General features: G+C 70.6%; 25 protein-coding genes and 1 pseudogene. 12 read left to right on the plus strand and 14 right to left on the minus strand.

The features are described from left to right. The coding region (locus tag G3N18_RS07175; protein ID WP_196383621.1) for a phosphotransferase at positions 1 to 1,644 on the minus strand (1,644 nt) is incomplete at its 3' end. Between the two features lie 296 nt (positions 1,645 to 1,940). Here G3N18_RS07175 and G3N18_RS07180 point away from each other — a divergent pair. Continuing rightward, positions 1,941 to 2,315, plus strand: coding sequence for an NUDIX hydrolase (locus G3N18_RS07180; RefSeq protein ID WP_338038358.1), 375 nt, complete (start codon positions 1,941 to 1,943; stop codon positions 2,313 to 2,315). 25 nt (positions 2,316 to 2,340) lie between these two features. Here G3N18_RS07180 and G3N18_RS07185 read toward each other — a convergent pair whose 3' ends face one another. The 5 genes from G3N18_RS07185 to dhaK form a co-directional block, all read right to left on the minus strand. Then, positions 2,341 to 3,795, minus strand: coding sequence for an SDR family NAD(P)-dependent oxidoreductase (locus tag G3N18_RS07185; protein WP_338038360.1), 1,455 nt, complete (start codon positions 3,793 to 3,795; stop codon positions 2,341 to 2,343). A gap of 94 nt (positions 3,796 to 3,889) precedes the next feature. Then, the gene (locus tag G3N18_RS07190; protein WP_196383622.1) at positions 3,890 to 4,945 is read right to left on the minus strand and encodes a hypothetical protein; all 1,056 of its coding nucleotides are present in this window, start codon (positions 4,943 to 4,945) and stop codon (positions 3,890 to 3,892) included. 358 nt (positions 4,946 to 5,303) lie between these two features. Next, positions 5,304 to 6,065 carry an HPr family phosphocarrier protein gene (locus G3N18_RS07195; protein ID WP_196383623.1) on the minus strand — a complete coding sequence of 254 codons (762 nt, stop codon included), beginning with the start codon at positions 6,063 to 6,065 and terminating at the stop codon, positions 5,304 to 5,306. Next, positions 6,062 to 6,739: a dihydroxyacetone kinase subunit DhaL gene (gene dhaL / locus G3N18_RS07200; RefSeq protein ID WP_196383624.1), complete on the minus strand. Its 678-nt coding sequence runs from the start codon at positions 6,737 to 6,739 to the stop codon at positions 6,062 to 6,064. Before dhaL ends, G3N18_RS07195 begins: the two co-directional genes overlap by 4 nt. 2 nt (positions 6,740 to 6,741) lie before the next feature. Beyond that, entirely contained in the window at positions 6,742 to 7,734 is a 993-nt protein-coding gene (gene dhaK / locus G3N18_RS07205) for a dihydroxyacetone kinase subunit DhaK (protein ID WP_196383625.1), read from the minus strand. A 179-nt stretch (positions 7,735 to 7,913) separates the two neighbouring features. On the opposite strand from dhaK, the gene G3N18_RS07210 reads away from it, so the two are divergent. The 3 genes and pseudogenes from G3N18_RS07210 (at position 7,914) to G3N18_RS16320 (ending at position 9,956) form a co-directional block, all read left to right on the plus strand. Continuing rightward, a complete protein-coding gene (locus G3N18_RS07210) occupies positions 7,914 to 8,648 on the plus strand; it encodes an IclR family transcriptional regulator (RefSeq protein WP_196383626.1) in 735 nt (244 codons plus the stop codon). 250 nt (positions 8,649 to 8,898) lie between these two features. Next, positions 8,899 to 9,528, plus strand: a pseudogene (locus G3N18_RS16315) (low temperature requirement protein A); the annotation flags it as partial. Further along, complete coding sequence (locus G3N18_RS16320; RefSeq protein WP_338038371.1) at positions 9,462 to 9,956, plus strand: low temperature requirement protein A; 495 nt, start codon at positions 9,462 to 9,464, stop codon at positions 9,954 to 9,956. The pseudogene G3N18_RS16315 and the gene G3N18_RS16320, both read left to right, overlap by 67 nt. Positions 9,957 to 10,007: 51 nt before the next feature. On the opposite strand, the gene G3N18_RS07220 is transcribed toward G3N18_RS16320, so the two are convergent. After that, positions 10,008 to 11,195 (minus strand): ROK family protein, encoded by a 1,188-nt coding sequence (locus G3N18_RS07220; RefSeq protein WP_338038362.1) that lies wholly within the window; start codon positions 11,193 to 11,195, stop codon positions 10,008 to 10,010. 113 nt (positions 11,196 to 11,308) lie between these two features. Here G3N18_RS07220 and G3N18_RS07225 point away from each other — a divergent pair, with 113 nt between their 5' ends. Genes G3N18_RS07225 through G3N18_RS07245 form a run of 5 tightly spaced genes read left to right on the plus strand, consistent with a single transcriptional unit; the run spans position 11,309 to position 17,174 of the window. Then, positions 11,309 to 12,592 carry an ABC transporter substrate-binding protein gene (locus G3N18_RS07225; RefSeq protein WP_420827084.1) on the plus strand — a complete coding sequence of 428 codons (1,284 nt, stop codon included), beginning with the start codon at positions 11,309 to 11,311 and terminating at the stop codon, positions 12,590 to 12,592. Further along, a complete protein-coding gene (locus G3N18_RS07230; RefSeq protein ID WP_196383655.1) occupies positions 12,592 to 13,515 on the plus strand; it encodes a carbohydrate ABC transporter permease in 924 nt (307 codons plus the stop codon). The genes G3N18_RS07225 and G3N18_RS07230 overlap by 1 nt, the downstream gene beginning before the upstream one ends. Next, positions 13,515 to 14,426 (plus strand): carbohydrate ABC transporter permease, encoded by a 912-nt coding sequence (locus G3N18_RS07235; RefSeq protein WP_196383628.1) that lies wholly within the window; start codon positions 13,515 to 13,517, stop codon positions 14,424 to 14,426. The genes G3N18_RS07230 and G3N18_RS07235 overlap by 1 nt, the downstream gene beginning before the upstream one ends. A 60-nt stretch (positions 14,427 to 14,486) precedes the next feature. Continuing rightward, complete coding sequence (locus G3N18_RS07240) at positions 14,487 to 16,193, plus strand: glycoside hydrolase family 13 protein (RefSeq protein WP_338038364.1); 1,707 nt, start codon at positions 14,487 to 14,489, stop codon at positions 16,191 to 16,193. 57 nt (positions 16,194 to 16,250) lie between these two features. Next, the gene (locus G3N18_RS07245; protein ID WP_196383629.1) at positions 16,251 to 17,174 is read left to right on the plus strand and encodes an NAD-dependent epimerase/dehydratase family protein; all 924 of its coding nucleotides are present in this window, start codon (positions 16,251 to 16,253) and stop codon (positions 17,172 to 17,174) included. 10 nt (positions 17,175 to 17,184) lie between these two features. On the opposite strand, the gene G3N18_RS07250 is transcribed toward G3N18_RS07245, so the two are convergent. Beyond that, the gene (locus G3N18_RS07250) at positions 17,185 to 17,889 is read right to left on the minus strand and encodes a TetR/AcrR family transcriptional regulator (RefSeq protein WP_338038365.1); all 705 of its coding nucleotides are present in this window, start codon (positions 17,887 to 17,889) and stop codon (positions 17,185 to 17,187) included. 106 nt (positions 17,890 to 17,995) lie between these two features. Here G3N18_RS07250 and G3N18_RS07255 point away from each other — a divergent pair, with 106 nt between their 5' ends. Then, on the plus strand, positions 17,996 to 18,658 hold the full coding sequence (locus G3N18_RS07255) for a DUF4386 domain-containing protein (RefSeq protein ID WP_196383631.1): 663 nt from the start codon (positions 17,996 to 17,998) through the stop codon (positions 18,656 to 18,658). A gap of 19 nt (positions 18,659 to 18,677) precedes the next feature. Here the strand turns inward: G3N18_RS07255 and G3N18_RS07260 are convergent, their stop codons facing one another. Next, positions 18,678 to 19,541 carry an NAD-dependent epimerase/dehydratase family protein gene (locus G3N18_RS07260; protein WP_196383632.1) on the minus strand — a complete coding sequence of 288 codons (864 nt, stop codon included), beginning with the start codon at positions 19,539 to 19,541 and terminating at the stop codon, positions 18,678 to 18,680. 107 nt (positions 19,542 to 19,648) lie between these two features. Here G3N18_RS07260 and G3N18_RS07265 point away from each other — a divergent pair, with 107 nt between their 5' ends. Continuing rightward, positions 19,649 to 20,098: an effector binding domain-containing protein gene (locus tag G3N18_RS07265; RefSeq protein ID WP_196383633.1), complete on the plus strand. Its 450-nt coding sequence runs from the start codon at positions 19,649 to 19,651 to the stop codon at positions 20,096 to 20,098. Positions 20,099 to 20,157: 59 nt separating this feature from the next. Here the strand turns inward: G3N18_RS07265 and G3N18_RS07270 are convergent, their stop codons facing one another. Genes G3N18_RS07270 through G3N18_RS07285 form a run of 4 tightly spaced genes read right to left on the minus strand, consistent with a single transcriptional unit; the run spans position 20,158 to position 22,127 of the window. Then, complete coding sequence (locus G3N18_RS07270; RefSeq protein ID WP_196383657.1) at positions 20,158 to 20,391, minus strand: aldo/keto reductase; 234 nt, start codon at positions 20,389 to 20,391, stop codon at positions 20,158 to 20,160. Beyond that, positions 20,388 to 20,948, minus strand: coding sequence for a dihydrofolate reductase family protein (locus G3N18_RS07275; protein ID WP_196383634.1), 561 nt, complete (start codon positions 20,946 to 20,948; stop codon positions 20,388 to 20,390). The genes G3N18_RS07270 and G3N18_RS07275 overlap by 4 nt, the downstream gene beginning before the upstream one ends. A gap of 39 nt (positions 20,949 to 20,987) precedes the next feature. Continuing rightward, the gene (locus G3N18_RS07280) at positions 20,988 to 21,215 is read right to left on the minus strand and encodes an RNA-binding S4 domain-containing protein (protein ID WP_196383635.1); all 228 of its coding nucleotides are present in this window, start codon (positions 21,213 to 21,215) and stop codon (positions 20,988 to 20,990) included. A gap of 9 nt (positions 21,216 to 21,224) precedes the next feature. After that, on the minus strand, positions 21,225 to 22,127 hold the full coding sequence (locus tag G3N18_RS07285; protein WP_206693051.1) for a DUF1295 domain-containing protein: 903 nt from the start codon (positions 22,125 to 22,127) through the stop codon (positions 21,225 to 21,227). Positions 22,128 to 22,198: 71 nt separating this feature from the next. On the opposite strand from G3N18_RS07285, the gene G3N18_RS07290 reads away from it, so the two are divergent. Next, a complete protein-coding gene (locus tag G3N18_RS07290; protein WP_196383636.1) occupies positions 22,199 to 22,423 on the plus strand; it encodes a hypothetical protein in 225 nt (74 codons plus the stop codon). Between the two features lie 459 nt (positions 22,424 to 22,882). Here the strand turns inward: G3N18_RS07290 and G3N18_RS07295 are convergent, their stop codons facing one another. Next, positions 22,883 to 23,524, minus strand: a complete 642-nt coding sequence (locus G3N18_RS07295; RefSeq protein WP_196383637.1) for a hypothetical protein — start codon at positions 23,522 to 23,524, stop codon at positions 22,883 to 22,885. Positions 23,525 to 23,533: the final 9 nt, after the last annotated feature.

The raw sequence follows: 23,533 nt of genomic DNA on the forward strand, positions 1-23,533 counted from the left end.
CTGGCCGAGGAGCGGCGAGGGGGCGGCGGCGCCCGGCGGCTGGTCTTCGCCGTCGGCGTCGGCGAACGCCGCGGCGGGGGCTGCGCCCTGGAGCCGCCGCGAGGTGCGCAGGTGGCCGAGCCCCGGCTCGGCTTCGGCAACCCGGCCGAGGAGGGCGCTGGCCTCGACCGAGGTGCCGGGTGCCGGGGCGGCTTCCGCTGCCGCACCTGTCGCCGCCGCGGATGCCTCGGCGACGGATGCCGCGACACCGGATGCCTCGGCGACGATCCCCTCGATGCGCAGGACGACTCCGGCATCGCGCAGTTCGACCGCCCCGGCATCCGTGTCGACCTCGAGCACGCCGCCGAACGGCGCGGTCACGGCGGCGCCGGGCCGCGTGTACAGCTCGACGATGCGCGCGCGGGTCGGAGCCGGCCGGGTCGTGTCGGTCGATACGCGGCTGAGACGACTCTCGCCGTAGCGCAGCGCAGCGATCGGAGCGCCGAGCAGCGCTTCGCGCACGAGGTGCTGCTCGATGCCCGGAACCGTCCAGCGGCCGCGGTCGAGCAGCGGGCTGCGCGTGCCGAGGTCGACCGTGACCGCGGCATCCATTCCTGCGCGCAGCGGGTGGTAGGCGAGGCCAGCGCGGTGCGGGCGGCCCACCGCCAGGCGCAGCTGCGCCGTCGCCTCGGCCGCGGGCACGCGCGCCGCGCGTTCGAACACGTGCCACTCGTGCTCGACGCGCTCGCGTGCGTAGTCGTTGCCCGGATCGATGCGCAACTGGCTCCAGCCGCTGACGGCGAGCACGGCGCCGCGCAGCACGACGAGGGGCCAGAGCGCCGCGAGCTCGGCGTCGGTGAGGCGCGCCCGCGCATCGAACCCGGCGACGGCCCGTCCGACGATCGTGAGATCGTCGGCGCGGCCCATGAGGTCGGCGAGCAGCATCGCCAGCTCGGCGGCGCGCCACGAGGTCGCGACGTCGCCGAGGTCGATGACCCAGTGCCGGCCGCGGCGGTCGCGCATGACGTTGTCGGCGGTGAGGTCGCCGTGGATCACCTGGCGCGGAAGCTCCGCCGCGACGCGGTCGAGTTCGGCGGCGGCCCGGCGCGCAGCCGAGAGGCACTGCTCGCGGCGGTCTTCCGGCAGGTCGCCGATGAGCTGCTCGACGACGGCGAGCGCGTTGCCGAGTTCCCACTGCAGGTTGCGGTCGGTGTCGTCGGCATCCATCCCTGCGAAGGCCTCGGTCACCTCGGCGACGAGGTCGCCGAGTTCTTCGGCCTGCGCACCGTCGGCGTCGGTGATGTCGGAGAGCGGCCGGCCGTCGACGATCTGGAACCCGGCGAGCAGCGCCGTCTGCCCGTCGTCGCAGCCGATCGAGGTCGTGCGGGCGCCGCCCGCGGTGGTCAGCACCTCGGGCGTGAGCAGGCCGCACGCGCGCAGGCGATCGGATGCCGCGATGTGCAGCGCGACCGCGTCGGCGTCGGTGCTGGGGTGGAAGATCTTCACGAGCATGCCTGTGCCGTCGCCGGCGCGCACGAGGAAGTTGCGGTCCTGCTGGCTGCCGAGTTCGCTGAGCGCGCCGTCGACGCCGTACTCGCGGAGCGCGAGGGCGCGCACCGCCTCGAGGTCGACCTCGGGTCGGGCCAGCAACCAGTTCTCGGTCATCGAGAGCACGTCCTTCGGTGGGTCGGGTCGGGTTCGTTCGGGCGGGGTCGTTCGGGTGCGACGCCGAGCCGGGCGAGTCGGGCGACGCGGCCGGGCACCCCGATTCTCGCGGATCCGACCGCGGCGGTGTGTCCGAAGTCGGCGGCGTCTTCGGGCGATCGATTCGCCGGGCACTCCCACTCGCGGGCCCACCGGCGCCGGAGTGTTAGCGTGCGGGAGTGACCGCGACGCCCGAGCCTCCCGCGCCCTCTGATCCCCCTGATTCCGCTGATTCCCCGCAAAAACGCTCCATCCGGGTGTCGGCCGCGGTGATCATCGACGAGGGCGGGCGCCTGCTGCTCGTGCGCAAAGCCGGCACGAGCGCGTTCATGCAGCCGGGCGGCAAGCCCGAGGCGGGCGAGAGCCCCGCGCAGACGCTCGTGCGCGAGCTCGCCGAAGAGGTCGGACTGCGGCTCGACGAGGCCGACCTCGTGCCGCTCGGCGAGTTCTCCGCCCCCGCGGCGAACGAGCCCGGGTTCGAGGTCGTGGCCGACGTCTTCCGCGTCGGCATCGGCGACCAGACCCCCGTCGCCGCTGCTGAGATCGCAGAGCTGCGCTGGGTCACCCGCGCCGAGGCATCCGAGATCGACGTGGCACCGCTCGCGGCGGCCTACTTCTTGCCGGAGGCCTAGTTACTCCGCGAGCTGACGGCAGGTCTCACCACGACGACTTGGCGTAGTCCTTCAAGAAGATGCCGAAGAGGTCTTCGCCGGCTTCGCCGCGCACGATCGGGTCGTACACGCGCGCTGCGCCGTCGACGAGGTCGAGCGGGGCGTGAAAGCCCTCTTCGGCGAGGCGCACCTTGGTGAAGTGCGGGCGCTCGTCGGTGATCCAGCCGGTGTCGACGGCGGTCATGAGAATGCCGTCGGTCTCGAACATCTCGCGCGCGCTCGTGCGGGTGAGCATGTTGAGCGCGGCCTTGGCCATGTTGGTGTGCGGATGCCCCGGCCCCTTGTAGCCGCGACCGAACACGCCCTCCATGGCCGAGACGTTGACGATGTACTTCCGTCGTGCGGGTGACGCCGCCATCGCCGGGCGAAGGCGGCTGACGAGCAGGAAGGGCGCCGTCATGTTCGCGAGCTGCACCTCGAGCATCTCGAGGGGCTCGACCTGGTCGACGTGCTGCGTCCAGCTGTTGATGTGGTTCTCGTCGGGCACGAGCCCGCCCGCGTCGATCGCGGTGCCGGCGGCGAGGCGTTCGAGCGACGACGACCCCGCCGCCATCGCCTCGGCGGTGAGCGTGTCGGCGTCGCGCGCCGCCGCGGCGAGGATCGGGTGGCTCGACACCGACTGCGCGAGCGCGAGCGGGTGCGCGTCGTTCGTGTGGCCGAAGGTCAGCAGCTCGGGCAGCGGCCCGCTCGGCAACGGCGCGAGCTCGGCGTCGACGAGCGGCTTGTAGGCGCCCGTCGAGCGGCGCACCGTCTGCGCGGCGTTGTTGATGAGAATGTCGAGCGGGCCGTCGGATGCCACGGCGTCGGCGAGTCCGATGACCTGCGCCGGGTCGCGCAGGTCGATGCCGACGATTTTGAGGCGGTGGATCCACTCGCCCGAGTCGGGCAGCGCCGAGAACCGACGCACCGCATCGCGGGGGAAACGGGTCGTGATCGTCGTGTGCGCGCCGTCGCGCAGCAGGCGCAGCGCGATGTACATGCCGATTTTGGCACGTCCTCCGGTGAGCAATGCCCGCCTGCCGGTGAGGTCGGTGCGCGCGTCGCGCTTGGCGTGGCTCATCGCCGCGCATTCCGGGCACAGCTGGTGGTAGAACGCGTCGACGAGCGTATACGGCTGCTTGCATATGTAGCAGGCACGCGGCTTGATCAGCTCGCCCGCGTGCGGCGAAGTGGCTCGCGTCGCGAGCGGAATACCCCGCGTCTCGTCGTCGATGCGGTCGGGCGCTCCCGTCGCCGTCGCGGCGACCACGGCACGATCGGCATCGGCAATGCGCTGGCGCTTGTCTTTGCGGGCCAGACGTTTGACGTCTTTGTACATCTTGCCGGTCGCGCGGCGAAGGGCGATGTAGTCGGGGTCGTCGGGGTCGAGCTCGGCGGTCGCGGCGATCACGCGCAGCGCGATCTCGAGCTCGGCGGGGTCGATCGACGGGTTTTCGGGCACAGAAGAGTGTATCGAGCGGGCCTGAACGGATGCCCCGCGCGCAGCGCACACACCACGACGGACAGCGCAGGCTCGAGGTCGTTCCGGCGCGGCCTCAGACGACCCTCGAGAGAAGCCGCCGCAGGCGTCCGCGAGGACGCTGCCACGAATCCACCGCGTTGACGAAGAACGCGGCTCGCTCCCGCGAGACGCTGAACTCCCAGAGCGCATCATCGACGTCCGCACACACACCGGCCCATGCACGCTGCAACCGCTCGGCACGCACGTCCGGCGTGTCCGAGTCCGTCGTCACTCCCAGAATCGGTGTGAGGGTCCGGCGCAGATGTGAGCGCTCCAGCGCCTGCATCGATGTCGGAAGCGTCCCACTGGCGCCGGGGCGCGCCGACAGCGGCCGGAGGTCGAGCAGCAGCGACCGTGCGCGACGCGGTGCCTGCCGCCAGACCCGCCAGAAGTGCGGGTCATCGGTTAGGAGTGAGCGCATTTTCTCGACGTCTCGACGCACCTCACCGGCGGGGTCCCACCGCCCAGCCGTTGGCACGTCGAAGGTCACCCACGGGTCGTCGGCGCGCCAATCAGGTTCGGATCCCATGGCCCCGCGAACCGGCGGTATGGTGTCGGCCGGGCGAGCCTCGACTTTTCCATCCACGATGCGACAGGCACCGTCGGAGACGAAGTCGACCGCGCTGCGCGCCCCGGCGTCCATGAGCCGCACGTACTCATCTGTGCCGTTGTCGAGATCGCGCACGAGGTCCACCGCGTCTGCTTCCAGCGCCTCCAGGGTCCGTTCCGCCTCGACGGCGCGATCCCGCTGATGACCGTTGCGAGCACGTAGCCGCGGGGTGAGGCCGTGGTCGAGCAGGATCGCGAGGATCGCGACGACCACCGCAACAACCGCAGCGATGGCCGGATTTGCGAGGGCGGCGAACACCGCGGTGACGGCCTCCGAGAGGATGTCGGTTGAGGGATCCCGCAGCCAGAGCAAACCGATGAGCACATAGAGCCCCGCGACACTGCCGGCCCACACCCATACGGTACGGACGAACGAGATCGCGATCCCCGGTATGCCGAGGACGGTGCGTACGAATCGACGACCCGCCGTCTCGCGACGCCAGACGACCCGACCCCTGTCGCGCGCCTCGCTGCTACCCACACGGATGCCCGTCCGGAGCCGCATCCAGCTGAGCGCGTCGGCGACGGCGAGGTATCTGCGCGCCATCGTCCGGTGCGTCACCAGGTCCGCACCGCGCGCAGACCAGCGCATGAGACGCTCGAACGCCAGGTCGAACCACCTGAGCCCGAAGTACACCACGGCGAGGGCGACAAAAAGGGCGATCGCGACGAGGATCGATGTCACGAGGTAGGCCGCCACGAACTCGCCGAACGTTGTGCCGGGGGTCACGCCGACTGCGCGCGTCAGGCACCTCAGCGGGGCGAAGAGCCAATCGAGCCAGGTCACTCGCCCTGTCTACCAGTCGCTTCGTTTACCGATGACAGACACCACGGCTCCGCTACACGACCTCACCGAAGCCGTCTTCGATGAGAGCGGCGAGCGCGTCGACCGCCTCGGCGGCGCCGGGGCCCTCGGCCCGCAGCCGCAGCACGTGGCCCTGTGTCGCGCCGAGCGCGAGCAGCGAGATCATGCTGTTGGCCGGCGCCGGTCCCTTGCCGTTCGTCGTGTCGGTGAGGGTCGGCACGGTGCCGAGGCCACTCGCCGCCTTCACGACGAGCGACGCCGGCCGCGAGTGCAGCCCGACCGGGTTGACGACCGTCACGTCGCGCTCGACGACGTCGCCCTGAGTCGGCGCCGTCGCGACAAGCGAGGCGGGGGCGGCCGTGGCATCCACGACACCGACTCCCGCGGGCGCCGCGCCGGGCTCGTCGCCGTGCGGCTGCTTGGCGGCGAGCGCGCCCGCCGCTTCGGCCGCGACCTCGTCGAGCGTGCCGCCGGTCGCCGCACGGACGATACCCGCCGTCGCCCCCTCGACGAAGGGCCCGCTGCTGATGCGCACCGGCTGCGTGCTCTCGCGCAGCTCGAGCGCCAGTTCAGAACTCAGCACCGCCGAGCCGAGATCGGTGAGGATGAGCACCCCATCGGTGCCCGCGAGCTCGTCGATCGCCGCGGCGATGGCGACGGCATCCGTTCCGAAGCCGCCGTCGGCGCCCGCGGCGACACGCACCGGCGGCGCCTCGCCGTGGATCATCTGCATCGCGAGATCGACGGCCGCCGCGGCGAGCGGCTCGCTGTGCGAGACGACGACGAAGCCGATCACGCGGCGTCTCCGCCCTCGCCCGCCGCGTCGCCCGCGAGCGTGTCGGCGAGCGCCTGGACGAGGATCGCCGACGATGCGGCGCCCGGGTCGAGGTGCCCGGCGCTGCGCTCACCGAGGTACGACGCGCGGCCCTTGCGGGCGACGAGCGGCACGGTCGAGTCGCGGCCGATCGTGACGGCGTCGGCCGCCGCCTGGGCGGCCTCAGCCGCCGAGGCGCCCGAGGCCGCGGCATCCGTCAGCGCCGCCACGGCGGGCTCGAGCGCGTCGATCATCGTCTTGTCGCCGACGACCGCGTGCCCGCGCCCGACGACACCGGCCACCCCCGCCGCGACGACGGCGGCGAAATCTGCGCCGCTGATCGACGTGCTCGCCGGGGCCGCCTTGCCCATGTCGAGAAAGAGGGTGCCGTAGAGCGATCCGCTCGCGCCGCCGACCTTCGAGATGAGGGTCATGCCAACCGACTTCAACAGCGCCTGCACGGTCGGCGCGTCACCGGCCGGCGCGGCGTCGAGCTTGTCGAGCACGGCCTTGAACCCGCGCGCCATGTTCGTGCCGTGGTCGGCGTCGCCGATCGCCGAGTCGAGCGCGGTCAGCTCGTCGGCGTGCGCCGAGAGCTCCGCCGCGCTGCGACGCAGCCAGGCATCGAGGTCGGCCGAGGTGATCTCGTCTGCCATCGTCAGACCCCCCACCGCAACGCCGTGGTGTTGACCGGGGCATCCCACAGTCGCAGCAGTTCGTCGTCGGCCTTCACGAGCGTGAGCGAGCAGCCGGCCATGTCGAGGCTCGTGATGTAGTCGCCCACGAGCACGCGCGCGACCTCGATGCCGTGCTCGGCGAGCGCCTCGGCGATGTCGGCGTAGATGACGTAGAGCTCGATCAGGGGCGTGCCACCCAGGCCGCTCAGCAGCACGATGACCGGCGCGCCGGTGAAGTCGGCGTCGTCGGTGATGGCGGTCACGAGGTCGCGGGCGATGTCGTGCGCGTTCTCGAGGGGCACGCGCTTGCGGCCGGGTTCACCGTGGATGCCGACGCCCACCTCCATCTCGTCATCGGGCAGGTCGAAGCTCGGGTGCCCGACTGCCGGCACCGTGCAGCTCGTCAGCGCGACCCCCATCGACCGGCCGGCCGACGAGACCTTCTCGGCGATGGCGGTGACCTCGGCGAGGCTCTTTCCCTCGGCCGCGGCAGCACCGGCGATCTTCTCGACGATGACCGTGGTGCCGACGCCGCGGCGCCCCGCGGTCCAGGTCGAGTCCTGCACGGCGACGTCGTCGGCGACGACGACCGACGCGGTCTGGATGCCCTCGTCGGCGGCGAGTTCGGCGGCCATCTCGAAATTCAGCACGTCGCCGGTGTAGTTCTTCACGATGAACAGCACGCCGGCGCCCGAGTCGACGGCTTGCGCCGCGGCGAGCATCTGATCGGGCGTGGGAGAGGTGAAGATCTCGCCCGCGCAGGCCGCGTCGAGCATGCCCGCCCCGACGAAGCCGCTGTGCAGCGGCTCATGACCCGTGCCGCCGCCCGAGACGAGGGCGACGCGCCCCTCGCGCGGAGCGGTCGAGACGACGAGGCGGTTCTCGAGATCGACCGACAGGTCGGGGTGGGCAGCGGCGACGCCGCGCAGGGCATCGGCGAGCACCGTGTCAGGGGAATTGATGAGCTTCTTCATGCGCGGGTCTCCTCTTCGAGTCGTGAATGTGCGCGGCATCGCACCGACGGGCATTCGACATTGTCGACTGCGATTCGTCTATACCGAATCCTCCCCTCTCGCCGCTACGCTGTCAATGGTCGCGATGAGCGCGACCGACGGGCACGACCCGGGGCGTGAGCGATGCGAGGAGGCCGCCGATGATCCAGTCGATCGACCGCGCCGCGCGCATCATGAACCTGCTGCAGGGCGCACGCCGGCTCGGCATCAGCGAACTCGCCGCCGCCCTCGAACTGCCGCCCTCCACGGTGCACGGGCTCGTGAAGTCGCTGCAGGCCCACGGCCTGGTCGCCCAAGAGCCGAACGGCAACCGCTACGTGCTCGGCCCCGCACTGCTCAAGCTCTCGAGCGTCTACCTCGACACGCTCGACGTGCGCGCCCGCTCGCTGCGGCGCATGCACGAGCTCTCGCAGCGCACGGGCCTTGCGTCGCACCTGGGCGTGCTGCTCGGCACCGACGTGCTCGTCATCCACCACGACCGCCGCCCCGACGGGTCGGAGCAGATGCCCGAGACCGGGCTGACCCTTCCGGCGCACGCCTCGGCCCTCGGCAAGGTGCTGCTCGCGCACGACGACGACGTGCGCGAGCGGGTGCTCGCGGGCGAGCTGCCCGACCTGACCGACGCGACGGTGACCGATGCCGCTGTGCTGCGCGACCAACTCGCCGAGGTGCGCCGTGCGGGGCTCGCGACCTCGATCGAAGAGGCGGTGCTCGGCGACGCCGCCGCGGCGGTGCCGGTGCACGACGAAGACGGACGCGTGATCGCGGCGCTCGGCGTGCTGACCGCCGCCGAGGCGTTCCCGCCCGCCGAGGCGACGCTGCGCGAACTGCGCGACGCGGGCCGCGCGATCTCGCGCGACCTCGGCGCGCGCTGAGGGCGCCCACTTTTGGCTCGTCGCCCGCGCGCATCGTCGGCTGGGCGCGCTCCCTCGGCCGGTCGCCCGCGCGCGGCGTACGGTATTCAGTCTCCCCACCGGTCCCCGGCCCCACCCCCGCCCCATCGCGCTGCACCGGGCGCCCCGAGCGCCCGCACAGACTGAGTACCGAACACGACCACCCAGTGACCTGGCGCGCATGACCACCCCCGCCGAGACGAGCCCGCGCCCGCGATTGCGCCTGACGCCGATGCGTCCGCGCGGCCCGCACGAGCCGCACCGGGCGGCGTCGAGCCTCGAGCTCTTCTTCGACCTCGTGTTCGTCGTCGCGATCAGCGTCGCGTCGGTGCAGCTGCACCACGCGCTCAGCGCCGGGCACGTGCTGCACGGCATCGTGAGCTTCGCGATCGTGTTCTTCGCGATCTGGTGGGCGTGGATGAACTTCGCCTGGTTCGCGACGTCGTTCGACACCGACGACTGGCTCTACCGAGTGCTCACGATCGTGCAGATGGGCGGCGTGCTCGTGCTCGCGGCCGGCATCCCCGCCGTCTTCGAGCACGAAGACTTCACCGTGATGATCGCGGGTTACGTCGTGATGCGCCTGGCGATGGTCACGCAGTGGCTGCGCGCGTCGCGATCGGCCGGACGTCTGCGCCGGGCCACCCTCACCTATGCCGTCGGCATCGCGGTGGTGCAGGCGCTGTGGCTGGCGACCATGCTGCTGCCCACCGAGGTGCGTCCCGTGTTCATCGTCGTGCTGGTCGCCGCCGAGCTGGCGGTGCCGGTCGTCGCCGAACGGACGGGCACGACGCCGTGGCATCCGCATCACATCACCGAGCGCTACGGACTGTTCACCCTGATCGTGCTGGACGAGAGTCTGCTGGCGTCGGCGAACGCGATCTTCGAGGCGCTGCACGACTCAGAAGACGTGGCCCCGCTCATCGGGCTCGGCGTGCTCGCCTCATCACGACGGCGGCGCTGTGGTGGATCTACTTCTGGCCCGCGCATCACCACGCGATCGGCACGCTGCGCGAGTCGATCGGGTACGGCTACGGGCACTATTTCATCTTCGCCGCGGCGGCCGCTTTCTCGGCGGGCATCGAGGTCGAGATCGACGTGCTGGGCGGCGAAAGCGCGCTCGAGGCGCCGTGGGCGTCGTTCGCGTACACGATCCCGATCGCGGTGTTCCTGATCGGGGTGTGGCTGGTCGCGATCCGCCCGCAGGCCGACCGTGTCGTCAACACGGCGATACCTGTGACGGCCTGCTCGTGCTCGTCGATCCGCTCATTCCGGTGCCGTTCGCGCTGACCACGGTGCTGCTCGTGCTGCTGGTCGCGGTGCTGGTGTGGCGGCCTCCGGTCACCGCCACACGCTGAGCAGGTTCGCACGGGCGAGGTCGGATGCCCCCGCGAGGGCCCCGGCGACGACGACGTCGGCGCCGAGGGTCGAGACGACGAGCTCGGGGGCCGGTAGGTGCAGGTCGCTCGGCAACGCCGCACGGGCCGCCGACGCGATCTGTTCGACGCCCGCCGAGACGGCACCCGAGACCACCACGAGACTCGGATCGAACATGCTGCCGAGCACGCTCACGATTCGCGCGAGCACCACGCTGATGCGCTCCGTGATGCGCAGCGCGTCGGGGTCGCCCGCGGCGGCGAGCTCGAGCACCGTGCGCCCGTCGCGCTGCGGGGCACGGGCGAGCGCGCCCTCGGGGTCGGCGTCGCCGGCGGCGACCGCCTCCGCCGCCCACATCGCGGCGAGGTGGCCGAGCCCGTAGGCCGTGCCGACGCCCTCGACGTGGTCGAAGGCGATCATCTCGCCGACACCGCCGTGCGCCCCGCGCAAGAGGCGGCCGTCGATCACGACTCCGGCGCCGAGGCGGTCGCCCGCGAGCAAGGCGATGTAGTCGCGGCGCCCGACCGCGGCGCCCGAGGCGCCTTCGGCGACGGCGGCGAGCGAGGCGTCGTTGTCGATGCGCAGCAGCGTCGACCAGCCGAACAGCCCGCGCAGATCGGGGTTCATCAGCTGCCAGAAGCCGTCGGGATGCGACGGCGAGCGCCCCGCGGCGTCGACGGGCGCGGGCACACCGATGCAGAGCGCCGCGACGGCGGCGCGCTCGCTGCCGGCAAGGCGCAGAGCCTCGTCGACGGCGGCGGTGAGGGCGCGGCGCCGTTCGGCGACGTCGGTGCTGTCGGGGTCGGCGGCGATGTGGTGCGTGGCGAGCGGGTGTGAGCGCAGGTCGGTGACGACGACGGTGCCGTGCGCGCGACCGGCATCCACCGCGACGAGCACCCCGGCGTCGGCTCGCAGTTCGAACCGGCGCGCGGGCCGGCCTTTGCGGTAGAGGCCGGCATCGCGGGCGTTGGGGAGTTCCCGCAACAGCCCGACGCCGGCGAGACCGTCCATCGCGTCGATGACGGTCGAGCGGGTCATGCCGGTCGCGGCCATCGCCTCGGTGGCGGTGAACTCGCGCACGCCCCACGCGTACTCCCACACCGACTGGTGGCTCGGTGACCACGATGTCGGGGCGGCGGATGACTCTGACACGACCTCTTGACCTTTCGTCGTTGCTCCTGCAATACTGCCGTCACAGACTTGATTTGGCGAGTAAATATAATCATCGAAGTTGGCGGAGAGGCCAGCACGGATGGAGGACGAGGGTGTCAGAGAGAAATCGACGAACACGGCGGGTGGTCGCCGCACTGGCGGCGGCGGCTCTTGCCGTGACCGCTCTGGTGGGCTGCTCCGCCGACGGGCGCGAGACGATCCGGTTCACCTTCAGCAAGCGCGAGGCGCTCGGCTTCATGAACCAGGTGGTCAGCGACTACAACGCCTCGCAGGACAAGGTGCAGGTCGTCATGGACACGTCGGGAGTCGACGTCGTGTCGGCGAGCTTCGTGCGCGGCAACCCGCCCGACATCATGCTCGCGAACTACAACTACGAGATCGCCCGCTTCGTCGAGCGCTGCGCGCTCAGCGACCTGTCGGGCACCGAAGCCGCCGCGAACACCCGCGACGACCTGCAGCCGCTGCTCGACCAGTACGGGTCGTGCGCGGGTCGGGTGAGCGCGCTTCCCTACTCGGTCATGGCCGCCTCGGTGATCTACAACAAGCAGATCTTCGCCGACCACGGCCTCGAGGTGCCGACCACGTGGAGCGAACTGCTGCACGTGTGCGACGTGCTGCAGTCGGCGGGCGTGACGCCCTTCTACGCCACCTTCAAAGACGACTGGACGATCGGGCAGGGCTGGTACGACTACTCGGTGGGCGGCTCGCTCGACGTGCTCGACTTCTTCGACCGGCTGAAGGCCGAGGGCGCCGACGTCGGTCCCGATTCGGATGTCTCGTTCCAGAAAGACTTCGCCGAGCCGATGGACAAGATGCTGCAGCTCACGTCGACGTACGTGAACAAGGATGCCGCCAGTCGCGGCTACGGCGACGGAAACCTGGCCTTCGCCAAGGGCGAGGCGGCGATGTACCTGCAGGGCCCGTGGGCGTTCAGCGAGATCGCGAAGACCTCGCCCGACCTGGACCTCGGCACGTTCCCGCTGCCGATGACCGACGACCCGGCAGACCTCAAGGTGCGCGTCAACATGGACCTCGCCGCGACGATCCCCGAAGGATCGAAGCACCAAGAGGCGGCACGCGACTTTCTCGAGTACCTCTTCGAGCCCGATCGTGTGCAGGCCTACAACGAGTCGCAGCTCGGCTTCAGCCCGATGACGGATGCCCCCGAGCCGACCGACTCGCGCATCGCCGGCATGATCCCGTTCTACAACACCGGGCAGGTCTACCAGGGCCCCTCGGTGCTCGTGCCCAAGACGATCCCCGTCTTCAACTACGCGCAGGCGATGGTGTTCGGCGAGCCGCCGGCATCCATTCTGCAGACCATGGACCAGGACTGGGCGCGCCTGGCGTTCCGTCAACCGAAGGAAGGTCGATGATGACCACGACCAGCAGCATCGTCACCGCCGGCGCGACCCGCGGCGGCCAGACCGTGCGCCGCAGCAGGCGCCGCGTCGAGCCGATCTACTACCTGTTCCTGCTGCCGAGCCTCGTGCTGTTCACGCTCGCGATCACCGCGCCGGGCGTCATCGGCATCTTCTTCAGCTTCACCGACTCGATCGGCATCGGCGACTGGAACTTCGTGGGCCTCACGAACTACGTCGCCCTGTTCAGCGACCCGGCGATCCTGCAGAGCTACCTGTTCACGATCGGGTTCTCGATCGCGACTGTGCTCGTCGTGAACGTGGTGGCGTTCCTGCTGGCCGTGGGGCTCACCTCGCGCATCCGGTTCAAGACCGGGCTGCGCACGATCTTCGTCATCCCGATGGTGATCTCGGGCATCATCATCGCCTACGTCTTCAACTTCTTGTTCTCGAACTCGGTGCCGGCGCTCGGCACGGCCCTCGGCATTACCTGGCTGCAGACGAGCATCCTCGCGAACCCCGACTTCGCGTGGGTCGCGATCGTGATCGTGACGGCCTGGCAGGCGATCCCGGGCACGCTGCTCATCTATATCGCGGGGCTCCTCTCGGTGCCGAGCGACGTCTACGAGGCGGCCGATCTCGACGGGGCGAGCAAGCGCCAGCAGCTCGTGCGCATCACCCTTCCGCTCGTCGCCGGGTACGTCGTGATCAACGTCATCCTCGGCTTCAAGGGCTTCTTGAACGCCTACGACATCATCGTCGGCCTCACGAACGGCGGCCCGGGCACCGCCACCCGCAGCATCGCGATGACGATCATCGCGGGCTTCAACGGCGGCGACTACGCCTACCAGATGGCCAACGCGACCATCTTCTTCATCGTCGCCGTCATCATCTCCGTCCTCCAGCTCTCGCTCACCCGCGGAAGGAACCAGTTCTGATGTCCACGACACAGCCTGCCCTCGCCTTCGAACCCGCCGACACCGGCGCGGCCGCGACGAAGGGCCGCCGCCGCGGCCGGGCGCCGATCCTCGAACGCGTCAACTGGTCGACGACGATCATCCTCATGCTCTGCAGCGTGACCGTACTGCTGCCGCTCTACGTCACCCTCTCGATGGCGTTCAAGACGACCGGCCAGGCCGTCGACGGCAACGCGTTCTCACTGCCCGCGCCGTTCTCGATCGACGGGTTCGTCGAGGCCTGGAACCTCACCAAGTTCCCGGTGGGCGTCACCATTTCGCTCCTCGTCACGGCCGGCACCGTGATCGCCACGATCGTGCTCGCCGCGTTCGCCTCGTATGCGATCGTGCGCAACTGGGATCGCAAGCTCTTCCGCTACTCGTTCTTCTACCTGCTCGCGGCGATGTTCATCCCGTTCCCCGTCGTGGCCCTGCCGCAGATCCAGTTGACCGGCCGGGTGGGGCTCGACAACCCGTTCGGGGTCGTCATCCTCGCCACGATGTTCCAGCTCAGCTTCAGCGTGCTGCTGTTCACCGCGTTCCTGCGCTCGATCCCGATCGAGCTCGAAGAGAGCGCGCGCATCGACGGTGCGACCACGTGGCAGACCTTCTGGCGGCTCATCTTTCCGCTGCTCGCACCGATGAGCGCAACCGTCGGCATCTTCGCCTTCCTCTACGCGTGGAACGACTTCATGATGCCCTCGCTCATCATCTCCGACCCGGCCCTGCAGACCCTGCCGGTGCGGCAGAACCTCTTCCAGACGCAGTTCAGCAACAACTACAACGTCTCGTTCGCCTCGTACCTCATGGCCATGGCCCCCGCGATCGTCGCCTACCTGTTCACCCAGCGCTGGGTGATGGAAGGCGTCACGCAAGGCGCCGTCAAGGGCTGACCCGGTCATCCGCCCGCCCGTCGCCCGTTCTCCCCCTCTCTCCCACCGAAAGGCCCCCTCGTGATCTCCCCCGCCGACACCGACCACCGCTTCGCCGATCCCGCCGTGGACACCGCTCCGTGGTGGCGTCAGGCCACCGTGTACCAGATCTACCCGCGCAGCTTCGCCGATGCCGACGGCGACGGGCTCGGCGACATCCGTGGCATCCGTTCGCGCGTCGACTACCTCGCCGAGCTCGGCATCGACGCGGTGTGGTTGAGCCCGTTCTACCCGTCAGAGCTCGCCGACGGCGGCTACGACGTGGCCGACTATCGCGACGTCGACCCGCGCCTCGGCACCCTCGCCGACCTCGACGACCTCATCGCAGCGCTGCACGCCCGCGGCATCAAGGTCGTGATCGACATCGTGCCGAACCACACCTCCGACCGGCACGCCTGGTTCCGCGAGGCTCTCGCTGCGGGGCGCGGGTCGGCGGCCCGCGAGCGGTACCTCTTTCGCGAGGGCTCGGGGCCGGACGGCGCCGAGCCGCCCACCGACTGGACGGCCGCGTTCGGCGGCAGCGCGTGGGAGCGCGTCGCCGACGGGCAGTGGTACCTGCACAGCTTCGCGATCGAGCAGCCCGACCTGAACTGGGCGCACCCCGAGGTTCGTGCCGACTTCGTGCACACGCTGCGGTTCTGGTCCGACCGGGGCGTCGACGGGTTCCGCATCGACGTCGCGCACATGCTGACGAAAGATCTCAGCGAGCCGCTGCCGTCGGCCGCCGAGCTCGCCGCCATGCCGGTCGACGGCACGCACCCGCTGCTCGACCGCGACGACGTGCACGAGGTCTACGCGCAGTGGCGCGAGGTGTTCGACTCCTACGACCCGCCGCGCACGGCGGTCGCCGAGGCGTGGGTCGCGTCTGACCGCGTGCCGAAGTATGCCAGCCCCGAGAGTCTCGGGCAGTCGTTCAACTTCGACCTGCTGGTCGCCGACTTCGACGCGGCGCAGTTCCGCGACATCGTGGCGCACAACATCGCCCTCGCCGCACGGTCGGGGTCGTCGTCGACGTGGGTGCTGTCGAACCACGACGTGTTCCGGCATGCGACCCGCTACGGCCTCATCGGCCTGCCCGCGACCGACGAGCCCGGTGCGGTGCCGCGCCGACACGGCGGCGGGTGGCTCGAAGCCGGAGCCGATCAGGCCCTGCTCGACCGGACAGCCGGCGAGCGCCGGGCGCGCGCGGCGTCGATGTTCCTGCTCGGGCTGCCCGGGTCGGCGTATCTCTACCAGGGCGAAGAACTCGGCCTGCACGAGGTCGCCGAGATCGCCGCCGACGAGCGTCAAGACCCGACGTTCGAGCGCACGAACCGCGAGCAGTTCGGCCGCGATGGATGTCGCGTGCCGCTCCCCTGGACGGCCGAGGGACCGTCGTTCGGCTTCGGCACGAACGGCGCGCACCTGCCGCAGCCGGCCTGGTTCGCCGATCACGCCGCCGACGTCGAGGCGCACGATCCCGCGTCGACGCTGTCGCTCTACCGCCGCGCGCTCGCGCTGCGCCACGACCTGCAGGCGGCCGAAGAGCTCACGTGGGTCGAGACGCACCGGGCCGACGTGCTGCACTTCGCCCGCCCGAACGGCTGGCAGGTGGTGACGAACTTCGGCGCCGAGCCCTACGCCCTCCCGGCAGACGCGGGGCGAGTGGTGCTCTCGAGCGCCGGCGACGACGGGGCATCCACCGGCGTCGTTCCGGGCGAGACGACCGTCTGGCTCGCGCGCGACTGAGACACGGCCGCGTTCGAGGCACGGCCGGCACCTGTCGCAAGGGTGTAAAGAAGAAGCGTGCAGACGATCCTGGGTGCGGGCGGGCAGATCGCGACCGAGCTCGCGCGCGAGCTGCACGACCGGTTCGGTGTGCCGCTGCGGCTGGTGAGCAGGCATCCGCGTGCCGTGCACCCGAGCGACGAGGTGTTCGCCGCCGACCTCACCGACCCCGCGCAGACCGACGCCGCGGTCGCCGGCAGCGACATCGCCTACCTCACGGCGGGGCTGCCGGCCGACGCGAAGCTCTGGGCCGAGAAGTTCCCCGCGATCATGCGGAACGCCATCGACGCGTGCGCGCGGCACGGCGCGAAGCTCGTGTTCTTCGACAACACCTACATGTATCCGATGACGAGCGAGCCGCTCACCGAAGCGGCGCCGTTCGACCCGCAGGGGCCGAGGGCGAAGGTGCGCGCCGAGATCGCGACGATGCTGTTGGATGCCATGGCCGCGGGCCGCGTCGAGGCGGTGATCTGCCGTGCGCCGGAGTTCTACGGGCCCGCGCAGACGCAGAGCTTCACGAACGCGCTGCTGCTCGGGCCGATCGCGCGCGGCGAACGGGGCCGGGTGCCGCTGCGCGACGACACGCTCCGCAGCCTCATCTGGACGCCCGACGCGAGCCGCGCGATGGCGCTCATCGGCAACACCCCCGCCGCGTTCGGGCAGACCTGGCACCTGCCCTGCGATCCCGAACGCCGCACGTATGCGCAGCTCGCGGCCCTGGCATCCGACCTGTGGGGCGTCGAGGCGCGCTACACCGTCGCACCGGCGATCGCCTTCAGGGCCGCCGCGGTGTTCGACAAGGGCGCACGGACAATCGTCGAACTGCTGCCGCGCTACGCGCACGACAACATCTTCGTGACCGAGAAGTTCGCGCAGGCCTTTCCCGAGTTCCGCGTGACCGGCTACCCCGAGGGCATCGCCGCGCTGCGGCCGACGGGGTGATCCGTGGCGCTCAGGGCGCCGAGGTCCAGCCCGAGGCGTGGCGCGCGGCGAGGCCTTCGAGCAGCAGGTCGAGGGCGAACGCGAACTCGGCGTCGTCGTCGCACCCGTCGCCCGCGTGCGGCGCGGTGGTCGACATGCGCCCGATCGACGGATACGCGGTGAAGAAGGCACCGATCGCGGCGGCGCGTGCGGCGGGATCGGCGGGCGCCGTCGGCATGGGCATGACGTCGCGCGTGAAGCCCCACATGCGCGTGCTGAGCGCGTGCATGCCGTGGTGCACGAGATCGGCCGAGAGGCCTCCGTCGAACATGGCGCGCATGAGCGAGTCGAAGTAGGCGAGCACGACGGGGCTCGCCTCGGTGCGCGACTCGATGGCGTCTTGCGCCCACGGGTGGGTGCGCAGCGCCTCGCGTGCGGCGAGGATGCGACCGCGCACGACGGCGCGCCAGTCGGCGGGCGGGTGTTCGGGGGCCGCGGCGTCGGGGGCGTCCGCGCCGTCGGGGTCATCGATCGCGGCGACGAGGCGGTCGACCATCGCGTCGATCAGGCCCTCGCGCGAGGCGACGTGCTTGTAGAGCGCCATCGGGGTGACGCCGAGCGCCTCTCCGAGGCGGCGCATGGTCGTCGCGTCGAGGCCGTGCGCGTCGGCATAGCCGATCGCGGCCTCGACGACGCGGTCGCGGTCGAGGGTCGCGCGCGGCGGTGCAGTTGACACGTATACACCGTAGACCGTACGCTCGCCTCGCGAGGGTATACGACGTATACCCCGGTGCAGAAGACACTGCCGACCAACCGTTGAGACTGGGGAGACAGAACAGACCATGCCGACCACACCGCTCACCTACGCCCGCACCGCCGGCGCGCTCTACCTCGTCACCCACGTCACCTCGATCGCCGCCGTGGCCGCCTACGGCGCGGGCGCCATCGCGCTGGGGGTCGCGCTGGAGTTCACCCTCGCACTCGGATGCCTCGGCACCGGCATCCTGCTCTGGGTGCTGCTCCACGGGGCCGGGCCCGCACGTGCGGCGACGTTCGCGACGCTTCGCGCGGTCGAGGCCGCGGTGATCCTCGCCGGCACGCTGCCGATGGTCGCGCTGACCCTCGCGCCGCTGTCGCCCGACGCGACTACCTCGTTCACCGCCGCCCACACGGCGGCGTTCCTCGTCGGTCAGGGCCTCGTCATCGGCGTCAACACGATCGTGCTCGGCTCGCTGCTCTTCACCTCGCGCGCCGTTCCCCGACCGCTCGCGGTGCTCGGCATGGCCGGCGGCGCGCTCGTGCTGCTGAGCGACCTGGGTCAGCTCTTCGGCGTCGTGCCTCTCAACGGTCCGGTGGCGGCGGCCTGCGCCCTGCCGATCTTCGCGTTCGAGATCTGGTTCGCCGTGCTGCTGCTGATCCGAGGGCTCTCGTCGGCCGTGCGCCCCGCCCCGGCCGGCGCGGCGACGGCAGCCGCGTCAGACGCCGCGCCGAGCGCGGCCTCGTGACGCGAGCCGAACCGCACAGTCAGCTGCGCGCGTAGCTTCCCGTGCGGATGTCGTCGATCAGCGACGCGCGCGACGGCGCCCAGCCGAGCGAGCGTGCCTTGGCGCCGTACCCCTGCTGGTCGAGCAGGAGGGCGTCGGCGAACGCCGCGCCGAGGCGGGCGCGCGAGGCATCCACCCCTTCGGGCACGACCGGGCCGCCCGCGAAGGCCTCGCCGATCTCGGTGACCGTGGGGTTCTGCCCGCTCAGGCCCAGCACGCGGCCGGCGGGCGCGGGGCCGTCGACGATCAGGGCGTAGAGGTCGGCGATGTCGTCGACGTGCACCGTCGCCCAGTGCTGGGTGCCGTCGCCGACGACGGTGAGGCGACCCTCGGCGTCTTTCGGCGCTTCGGGGAACGATGCGGGAATGCCGCCGCCGCGCCCGTAGACGATGCCCGGCTCGACGATCGAGAGCGCCAGGTCGGCGGCCTCGAGCCGCGACTCGACGCCTTCGCGCCACGCGACGAGCGCCGGCGGGTTGAACGGGGTGTCTTCGGTGAGGTCGTCGGAGGGGCCGTGGATCCAGAGGCCACCGGTGTGCACGTAGGGCTTGCCGGTTCCGGCGAAGGCGGCGATCGCGGCATCGGCGACCGCGCCGTCGAACTGCGGCCCGTCGCCCGCGTTCGACGCGGCGAGGTGGATCGCGGCGTCGGCGTCGCGCAGCAGCGGCGTGAACCAGTCGGCGTCGGTGATGTCGCCGACGACGGCAATGGCACCCGCGGCGGATGCCGTGGCGGCGGATGCCTCGCTGCGCACGGGCGCGATCACGTCGTGGCCGCGGGCGAGAAGGGCAGTGAGGACGGACGATCCGATGTACCCGGTCGCACCGGTGAGGACGATTCTCATCCCGTCATCGTAGGCACGGCCGCAGACAGCGAGGGCCGCTCAGCCGAAGATCTCGCGCGAGACCCTGCGCCCTCCCACCGCCGCACCCACCCCGTTAGGCTCGGCGCGTGAGCGCTCTTCCCCCCTTCATCGTCGGCCACGCCGTGCGCACCACGAACGCCGCCGAATCCGACCCGCAGCGGGCGCAACTCGGTGCGCTCTGGGCGCGGGTGATCGCCGACGACGCCCTGCTGCACTCGCCCGCCCGCGCCGATGTGCGCCTTTACGCGGCGCTGTTCGACTACGACTCCGACGAGACCGGCGCCTATACGCAGATCGTCGGGATCGGCGTGGATGCCTCGCATCCGCTGCCCCCGCACCTCGCGATCGTGCGCGTCGCCGATGCGCCCCGTGCCGAATACGCCGCCGCGGGCGAGATGCCCGCGGCACTCATTGCGGCCTGGGGCCGTGTGTGGACCGACACCGCCGAGGGCTCGCTGCGCCGAGCCTTCTCGTGCGACATCGAAGTGCACGACCCCGACGGCTCGGCGACGATCCTGGTCGCAACCCTCCCGTAGCCTTCACCTCCGCTCGGACAATTTGGCATGTGACAAATAGCGATCTACCGGACCAGCCGTCAGCCGTCGAGCCGGCGGGCGCTCAGCCAGCGGACCATCGCGGGATCGCGGTCGTCGAAGAACTGCGATCCGCCCGCGTCGAGGGTGGCGATCTGCGCCATTTCTCCGGGCGTGAGGGCGAAGTCGAACACGTCGAGGTTCTGCGCCATGCGTTCGGGGCTGACGGTCTTGGGGATGACGACGACCCCGCGCTGGATCAGCCACCGCAGCACGACCTGCGCGGCGCGCGTCAGCGCTGCGGCACGTACCGGTGCGCGACGGCTCCCGACGCGAAGGCGCGCCGCTCGACGAGCTCGAGGCGCAGCCGCTCGTGCTGGCCGTCGAGCAGGCGCGGGCCGTGGCCGGCCACGAGCGGGTGCACGACGAACAGGTACTCGTCGATGAGTCCGAGGTCGGCGAGCGCGGCGGGCAGCGTGACGGCGCCGAGCGAGAGGCCGCGGCCGGGCTCCTCTTTCAGCCGTTGCACCTCGGTGGCGAGGTCGCCGCGCACGAGATCGGCGTTCCAGTCGACGCTCGCGAGGGTGTTCGAGACGACGTGCTTGCGTGCCGCGTCGATGGTTTCGGCGAAGGGAACCTCCCAGGCATCCATCCCGTCCGGCCACCCGCCGCTCACCGGGCGCCGCCACGCCGACTGCATCATCTCGTACGTCACGCGACCGTAGACGAGGGCGTCGGCGCGACGCAGCTCGTCGGTCCAGAACCGCATCAGTTCTTCGTCGGGCGCGACGCCGGCTTCGTGGTGCACGCACCCGTCGAGGGTCACGTTGATCGAGTACCGCAGTGCTTGCATGGTGTCCTCTTCGTCGAGGTGGATGCCGCGGTCAGCCGGTCACGCGCAGACGCGCACCCGGTGCTCGGCGAAGGCGACGACGTCGCCGACGACGAGCTGGCGCCCGCGGCGCCGGTCGACCTCGCCGTTGACCGTCACGAACCCGTCGATGATCGCCTCTTTGACGTCGCCGCCCGAGTCGAGCAGCCCCGCGAACTTCATGAACTGCCCGAGCCTGATGCCGTCGCCGCCGATCGACACGTCGACGGGCGCAGTCTCGTTGGTCATGCCGGAATGCTAACCGTTCGCGCCGCGCGCGGGCGAGGCCCCGAGGCGCGGAACGAGCACGGGCGTGCGCTTTTTGTAGGCGGCGTAGTCGTCGCGGCCGCCCCACGTGGCATCCGCTTTGGCTTCGAGCATCGGCACGCCGCTCACGCGGCCGATCAGCAGCGCGACGAACACCGGCGACAGCAGCGCGACCCACTGCCAGCCCTGCAGCACCGGCACCGCGACGAGGGCGACGCCGATCCACAGCACGATCTCGCCGAAATAGTTGGGGTGCCGCGAGCGCGCCCACAGTCCCGTGCTGATGAACTCGCCCGCGTTGGACGGGTCGGCGCGGAATGCGGACTTCTGGGCGTCGGCGACGATCTCGATCGTGAGCCCCACCACCCAGACGACGATCCCGACGACGCCCAGCCACTCGAGGGGGCGTTGCTGCGCCGGCGCGACGGCCATCGCGATCCAGGCGGCGCCCGCCGTGATGCTCACCCAGAGGCCCTGCAGCACCCACACCTGCAGAAAGCGCACGGGCGAGCCCTTGATCTGCTCGAAGCGCGAGTCCGATCCGGCGCGGCGCACCCGCGCGGCGAACAGGAACGACCCGAGCCGCACCGCCCACAGCACGACCATCGCGGCGAGGATCAGGCCGCGCGCGTCGATCTGGGGCACGAGCAGTACGAGGGCGATCGAGATCACGATGAACGTGAGGCTGCCGGTGAGGTCGAAGAAGCGCTCGGTGCGCAGCGCGGCGGCGGGCACGAACGCGATCACCTGGATCGCGAACGCGGCGATCACGGCGAGCGCGAACAGCGGGAATCCGCCGATCGTCGCGCCGCCCTGACTTCCGGCGAGCGCGAAGCCCGCGCCGATCAGCAGGGCGACCACGATCGTGATGACGGAGGTGCGGTTCGACTTCATGATGTTCCTCGGTGCGGGGGGAAGGGAGGGGCGCGCGCGGCGTCAGCGGTACAGACCGGCGACGGCCTCGGATGCCTTCTCGATCCCTTTCGACGCCCGGCCACGTCGAGCTGACTACCGATCCCACGATTCTGCGCGACTACACCTTCGCGCCGTACTTCGTCGCCGCAGACGAGCATGTGCCTTGGACGGCGGGTATCTCGTTGATTACGAGGGAAGCCACTTGGGCGATAGCCCGCGTGGCTGGCCTCGAGAGCGATGCAGTCAACCCGCCCACGCACTTTGATTTCGACTGATCATGCCTCCCGTCAGCGCGTCGCCACTCGGTGAGATCCATCGAGAAGACCAAGTTCTAGCTCTGGTCCCAGGCTTCAACGAGATACCAGGTTTCATCCCCGAGGTCCGAGACGTCTCCCTCGCCCGTCGTCGGGAAGTTGGCCTTGATATCGGCACCAGAGGCTTGAAAGAGGTACAAGTAGCCGCCATCGTGGAACAGCCGTCCGCGACCGACTGAGGAAATGTCGACGAGGTGATCGACCCCCACACGGGATACGGAAGGTGTGCAACGAGACGCGACGTGAGCGAGTGAACATACGTCATCCGCTCCTCATAGGGGATCTGGCCGATCCGCTCGAGCCTCGTACCCGAGCATCTCGTCATCCTCCACCCCTCAATCCGAGCGAGGGCGGCCGGCTCCGACTGAAGATCGACATCCCCGCCCCTGGTGTCCCGCCGTGGCGCCCGCCGGCCGGCAGCTAGAAAGGCTTCGTCACCATCAGCGCGTACGCGATCCCGATGAATGCGATCGTCGACACCAGCGCGGGTGCGCTGAGCGCACCCGCCCAGCGTTCCACGACCGGCATGAATGTCGCCCGCGCCACGTCCGGGCCACCGACCCACGTTGCCACTCGCGTGAACCCGGCCGTCCTCAGATCCGCGGTCAGTCGCCACATGTCTATGGCGAGCCATCCGAGGAAGAGCACGAGGGCGATCTGGAAGGCGTAGGCGCCCATGATCCCGATGAGGTGGTCCAGCGCCTCGAGCTGAGACGCCGTGGTGCCTCCCGCGACGGCGCTGCCGGCCAAGCCGCCGACGAACGTCGACACGCACAGCAGCACGGCGCCGGTGCCATATCGCACGAGCCAGGAGAGCCGATGCAGCAGATGACTCCTGTCGGCGAGCCTGGGAAGAGGGCGGGCGCCGGCGAACACGGTGAGTGCAACGGCGCTGACGAGTGCGGCGATCGCCCAAAACAGGGCGTAGGCAGCCTGGTGACCAAGAAGCGACCCGAGCACAGCGGTGATGATGAGGACGGTGAGCACCGGTGTCGGACTCAGGGCAGCGGATGCCGCTCGCCCTAGCCGATCGCGGTACTCAGTTGCTTCAATTGTTGACACGGTTTGACG

This window comes from Microbacterium paulum (assembly GCF_015707995.1).
GTDB classification, from domain to species: Bacteria; Actinomycetota; Actinomycetes; order Actinomycetales; family Microbacteriaceae; genus Microbacterium; species Microbacterium paulum.